This window comes from Mesorhizobium sp. M2C.T.Ca.TU.002.02.1.1 (assembly GCF_003997225.1).
This window is the reverse complement of the sequence record NZ_RZTO01000371.1, coordinates 1-5,776: the sequence shown is the minus strand read 5'-3', so window position 1 is coordinate 5,776 and position 5,776 is coordinate 1. Positions and strand designations below refer to the sequence as shown.

The following is a 5,776-nucleotide window of genomic DNA, read 5'->3' as shown; positions in this document are numbered from 1 at the left end:
TCAAAGGACTTCCCATGCTGCGAATTGTTCTGGCGTTTTTTCTCCTGGCTGCTCCGAGCCTTGCCCACGCGACCGACGCCGGCTGGGCGTTGCTGCGCGACGGCGGCCATGTCGTGCTGCTTCGCCACGCCTTCGTCACCGGGGCGACCGACCCGGCCAATTTCGACATCGGCAATTGCGCGACGCAGCTCAACCTGTCGGAGCGCGGCAAGCAGCAGGCAAGCCGCATCGGCGCACTCTTCGCGGCGCGCGCGGCGCCGATCGACCACGTGCTCTCCAGCCGCTACTGCCGTTGCCTCGACACGGCCCGCATCGCTTTCGAATCCGAACCGCAGCCCTTCGCGCCGCTCGACCTGCTCAAGAGCGACCCGGCCGAAAAGACCGCGCAGATGGAAGCGGTGATGAAGGAGATCCGCGGCTATTCCGGCTCCGACAATCTGGTGCTGGTCACGCATCTGGAAAACATCGAGGCGCTCACCGGCATAGCGCCGCGCGAGGGCGAGGCCGTGGTGGTGGCGCCGGAAGGCGACGCCCTCAAGGTGCTCGGTCGCGTCACTTTCTAAGGCGTCGCGCCGACCGGTGTTGCCGAAATACAACTCCTGGAAGACGCCGCAAATCCGTCGCAACAATGCCGCTTGCGACAACCCGTCGCAGGGTCTATAGGCGCGCTCCCGGTCACGAAAACCGAAGCGAGCACAACGGTTGGAGCTTTCGCCTCCGCCCGCGCAGGCGGCTTTGCCGCGCTGTGTACGGCGCCGTTTCGGGGACAGGGATTGCGGATGTAGCTCAGAGGTGAGAGCGCCGGATTTGGGTCCGGAGGTCGGGGGTTCGAGTCCCTTCATCCACATCGCGGATAGCTCAGAGGGTAGAGCATCAGATTTTAATCTGACTGTCGAAGGTTCGATTCCTTCTCCAACGGCCTGATAAGCCGACACCTTCAGGTGGTGTTATCCAAAACGGTCCGGGGACCGGAATGCGAGGATTTCACGGACGGCAGGGCTTCGGCCTCGCCGGCCCGCGACGTCCTGCGCCATCGGCTCGCGGCCAGGCCCGCGGTGACGATCAAGGCGCGGCGCGGCCGGCAAGGGAAGCTTCGGCTTCCGGCGCCCGCTTCGCCGCCCCGCGATCCACTCCCGAAGGCCCGCTGCGGATCGATGCCACCGGTCCCCGGATCATTCGTGCCCGGAACTGGGAAGAGACGACGTGGAACGAGAAACGAAAAGGATGATCGACGCATGACGTGACGCCTCGCATGGGGCCATGCCCGACAGGAGTTAAGACAATGAAGACCATTCTCGAAAAGGTTCTTGGACGCCAGCGCGTCCTCGTGAAGGAAAATGAACGTGCCGTCGCCCTCTACAAGGGCGAGATCCAGGCGATCCTGATGCCGGGCGAACATTGGCTCGCCAACCGGCGCGGAAACCTGGAAATTTCCAGGCACGACCTGAAGAACCCGGAATTCGTTTCGGCTTACGAGAAGGCGTTGTTCGACAAGCTCCCGGATGTGGCCGCGCGTCACTTCACCGTCGTCCGCACCGGGCGCACGGACGTCGCCGTCGTCGAGCGCGACGGCGCCTTGCATGCCGTGCTTACTCCGGACCGCAAGCTCGTGCTGTGGACGGATGCCGGCCCGTGGAAGGTGACGTCCGTCGACACGGCGGCCGATCTCGCTGTCGACCCGGCCTTGATGCGCCGGATCGGCCAGGCCCGGAAGACGGAACACGTGTTCCTCTATCCGGTCGTGGACGGCCAGGTCGGGCTGCTGTTCGTGGATGGCGTCTACACCCGCACACTGGAAGCGGGCGTGCATGCCTTCTGGAATGTCGGGCGCATGGTCCAGGTGAAGGTCGTCGACATCAAGCGCCAGTCGCTCGATGTCGCCGGGCAGGAAGTGCTGACCAGGGATCGCGTGACGATCCGCGTCAACATCGCCGCCGAATACCGGGTCGTCGATCCGGTGACGGCGGTGAGCACGGTGAAGGACTTCTCGGAAGCCCTCTACCGCGCCCTGCAGTATGCCTTCCGCAAGACGCTTGGCGCGCTCACGCTCGACCAGATCCTCGACAAGAAGGTCACGGTCGACGAGGACGCGGCGGCCAAGGTGCGCGACGACATGGCCGCGATCGGCGTCGAGGTCAGCGATATCGCTCTCAAGGATGTGATCCTGCCGGGCGACATGCGCGAGATCCTCAACCAGGTGGTTTCGGCCGAGAAGCAGGCCGAGGCCAACGTCATCCGCCGCCGCGAGGAGACGAACGCCACGCGTTCCCTCCTCAACACGGCCAAGGTGATGGCCGAGAACCCGGTGATGCTGCGGCTGAAGGAGCTCGAGGCTCTCGAGGCCATCGCCGGCAAGGTCGAGCGGCTCACCGTCCACAACGGGACGGGCGGGCTGCTCAACGATCTGGTGAAGCTCCGCGACTGATGCATGTCGCCCAAAAGCGGTTCCGGCTTTGGAACAACGACATGCATCGACATCGAAAGCTGACGCCGCGTAAAATGGGAAGGGCCGCCGGGTAGGCCGGCGGCCCTTCTTGCGTTTCCCTGGCCCCCTACCCATCTGCCCTCGGCGCATCAGGCCTTTTCCTGCAGGGAAAAACCGATTAGACAGCGCCCAAAGCAAGATGCGGACAGATTCCGCCCGCAACCCGAAGGAAGAGCCCTTGTCCACCACGTTCGAGAAAGTCGCCAAGATCATTGCCGACACCAGCGAGATCGATATCGACACCATCACGCCCGAGAGCCACACCATTGACGATCTCGGCATCGACAGCCTCGATTTCCTCGACATCGTCTTCGCCATCGACAAGGAATTCGGCATCAAGGTACCGCTCGAGAAGTGGACGCAGGAAGTCAATGACGGCAAGGCTTCGACCGACGATTACTTCGTCATGAAGAACCTGTGCGCCAAGATCGACGCGCTGGTCGCGGCCAAGGCCGCCTGAAGCGGCTGGGGCGCGGTCTTGACGCGCCCTGCCAGCTGACCCACAACAGCCGCCCCCGCAACAGGCACCCATGAGTTCTCACGACGTCGTCATCACCGGCATCGGCCTTGTCTCTTCATTGGGAGAAGGTCCCGGCGCGCACTGGCAGAAGCTGACGCAGCCCGGTTTCCAGCCGGTGCTCGATGCGGCGCGTTTCGCGCCCTACACCATCCACCCCCTGCCCGAGATCGACTGGAACCTGCAGATCGCCAAGCGCGGCGACCAGCGCCAGATGGAAACCTGGCAGCGGCTCGGCACCTATGCCGCGGGCCTCGCGTTGGACGATGCCGGCATCAAGGGCAATGACGAGCTTTGCACCACGATGGACATGGTGGTGGCGGCCGGTGGCGGCGAGCGCGACGAGGCCGTCGACGCCGCGATCCTTGCGGCCTCCGAGAGCCGCAACGACCGCGACGTGCTGCTCAACGAGAAGCTGACCACGGAACTGCGGCCGACTTTGTTCCTTGCCCAGCTCTCCAACCTGCTCGCCGGCAACATCTCCATTGTCCACAAGGTCACCGGTTCCTCCCGCACCTTCATGGGCGAGGAAGGTGCCGGCGTTTCGGCCGTCGAGACGGCGGCCGCCCGCATCCGCTCGGGACAGTCGACCCATGTTCTGGTCGGCGGCGCCTTCCAGACCGAGCATTCCGACATGCTGCTCGGCTACGAGCTTGCCGGCTACCTGCATCGCGGGCCTTGGAAGCCGGTCTGGCAGCGCCAGGGCTCCGAAGGCGGCGGCGTGGTAACGGGCTCGGGCAGCGCCTTCCTCGTGCTCGAACAGCGCGAGCACGCAAAAAAACGCGGCCGCAAGATCTACGCCGAGCTTGGCCCTGTTGTCTCCGGCCGCGCCAGGCGCCGGCAAGGCGAGTTGAATTCAGGGATTGCCGCGCTGTTGAAGCAGGCCCACCTTCCCGATGGCGACCTGCTGACGATTTCCGCCGCCTCCGGCGCGCACGTCGCAACCGCGGCCGAAAAAGCGGTGCTCGACGCCAACCCGGCTTTGGCCGTGCGCGCCTTCTCGACGCTGACCGGCCATATGAAGGAAGCGCAATTCCCCTTTGCGGTTGCGCTCGCGGCAATGGCCGTCGACCGTGGGGTCGGCTATCCTGTCTTCGATGCCACGGCGGAGCGCCCATTCGAAGGCGCCCCCAATTCCGTCCTTGCAACCGCGATCGGCTATCACCAATTCGAGGGTCTGGGGCTGATCAAGGTCGCTTAGAGCAATTCCAGGAAGGCGCGTAGCGGTTTTCCGTCCGGATTGCGTGAAAACAAGAGTTGGAGCGGTTTGGTGATTCTATGAAACGAACCGCTGAACCGCTCTAGAACGAGGCAATAGAACATGGCCAATCTTCGCGATCACATGGGTCGGCCGATTGTCGCGGTGACCGGCATCGGCGTGGTGACGTCGCTGGGTGTCGGCAAAAAGGACAACTGGGCGGCGCTGACCTCGGGCAAATCCGGCATCCATCCGATCACCCGCTTTCCCGTCGACCACCTCAACACCCGCATTTCCGGCATGGTCGACTTCCTGCCCTCGAGCTCGAAGGGCGCCAGCCACCTCACTTACGAGCTGGCCGAGACGGCGGCGCAGGAGGCCGTCTCGGAAGCTGGCCTCGATTCCGGCGATTTCGCCGGCCCGCTGTTCCTGGCCTCGCCGCCGGTCGAGCTCGACTGGGCCGACCGCTTCTCGCTCTATAATTCCGACAAGAATGACGGCGGCGCCGAAAGGCTGCTGCGAGTGGCGCGCGGGCTGAAGGAGCTCGACATCTTCGAGACCACGCAGTTCGGCTCGATCGCCGACCAGCTGGCCGACCGCTTCGGCACGCGCGGCCTGCCGATCACTTTGTCCACCGCCTGCGCCTCGGGCGCCACTGCCATCCAGCTCGGCGTCGAGGCGATCCGGCGGGGCGAGTGCGACAAGGCGCTGTCGATCGGCGCCGACGGCTCGGCCACCGCCGAGGCGCTGATCCGCTTCTCGCTGCTCTCGGCGCTCTCCACTCACAACGACATCCCGGAAAAGGCCTCAAAGCCCTTCTCCAAGGACCGCGACGGCTTCGTGCTGGCCGAGGGGTCGGGAGCGCTGGTGCTGGAATCGCTGGAGGCCGCCCTTGCCCGCGGCGCGACGATCCTCGGCATCATGCGCGGCTGCGGCGAGCGCGCCGACGACTTCCACCGAACCCGCTCCAAGCCCGATGCTTCGCCGGCGATCGCCACGGTGCGCGCTGCCCTTGCCGATGCGGGCCTCAGCGAAGACGAGATCGACTATGTCAACGCGCACGGCACCTCGACGCCGGAAAACGACAAGATGGAGCACCTGTCACTGTCGACGGTGTTCGGCGAGCGGGTCGGCTCGATGCCGATCTCTTCGAACAAGTCGATGATCGGCCACACCCTGTCCGCCGCCGGCGCGGTCGAGGCCGCGTTCTCGCTGATGACCATGCGCGAGAGCGTCATCCCGCCGACCATCAATTACGACAATCCCGATCCGGCTATTGTCCTCGACGTGGTGCCGAACAAGAAGCGCAACGCCGAAGTCGGCACGGTCTTGTCGAATTCCTTCGGCTTCGGCGGTCAGAACACTTGCCTTGTCATGGCGCGGGAACCGGTCTAAGCGGACTTTTTCAGCCAGACTGAACCGACAGGCCACATGCGCGCATTGCAACTTATCGAGGACCGCCGTCTCGAAACGGTGGACCTGCCGCCTCCCCCGCCGCCTTCACTGGGCGAAGTGACGCTCCGCATCAAGGCGGTGGCGCTCAACCATATCGACGTCTGGGGCTGGCGCGGCATGG

The 5,776-nt window shown here is 64.8% G+C and carries 5 protein-coding genes, 2 tRNA genes and 1 pseudogene; all 8 read left to right on the top strand.

What is annotated here, in order from left to right; genetic code table 11:
• Positions 1-14: 14 nt before the first annotated feature.
• Entirely contained in the window at positions 15-563 is a 549-nt protein-coding gene (locus EOD07_RS19565; protein WP_127236642.1) for a histidine phosphatase family protein, read from the top strand.
• Positions 564-775: 212 nt separating this feature from the next.
• A tRNA-OTHER gene (locus EOD07_RS19560) sits at positions 776-847 on the top strand.
• 4 nt (positions 848-851) lie between these two features.
• Positions 852-916, top strand: a tRNA-OTHER gene (locus EOD07_RS19555).
• A 366-nt stretch (positions 917-1,282) separates the two neighbouring features.
• Positions 1,283-2,425 carry a slipin family protein gene (locus tag EOD07_RS19550; RefSeq protein WP_127236641.1) on the top strand — a complete coding sequence of 381 codons (1,143 nt, stop codon included), beginning with the start codon at positions 1,283-1,285 and terminating at the stop codon, positions 2,423-2,425.
• Positions 2,426-2,663: 238 nt separating this feature from the next.
• Positions 2,664-2,945: an acyl carrier protein gene (locus EOD07_RS19545; protein WP_027167184.1), complete on the top strand. Its 282-nt coding sequence runs from the start codon at positions 2,664-2,666 to the stop codon at positions 2,943-2,945.
• Positions 2,946-3,015: 70 nt separating this feature from the next.
• Positions 3,016-4,203, top strand: coding sequence for a beta-ketoacyl-ACP synthase (locus tag EOD07_RS19540; RefSeq protein ID WP_127236640.1), 1,188 nt, complete (start codon positions 3,016-3,018; stop codon positions 4,201-4,203).
• Between the two features lie 120 nt (positions 4,204-4,323).
• Positions 4,324-5,595, top strand: a complete 1,272-nt coding sequence (locus EOD07_RS19535; RefSeq protein ID WP_071074371.1) for a beta-ketoacyl-ACP synthase — start codon at positions 4,324-4,326, stop codon at positions 5,593-5,595.
• Positions 5,596-5,631: 36 nt separating this feature from the next.
• Positions 5,632-5,776 (top strand): annotated as a pseudogene (locus EOD07_RS19530) (NADPH:quinone oxidoreductase); the annotation flags it as partial.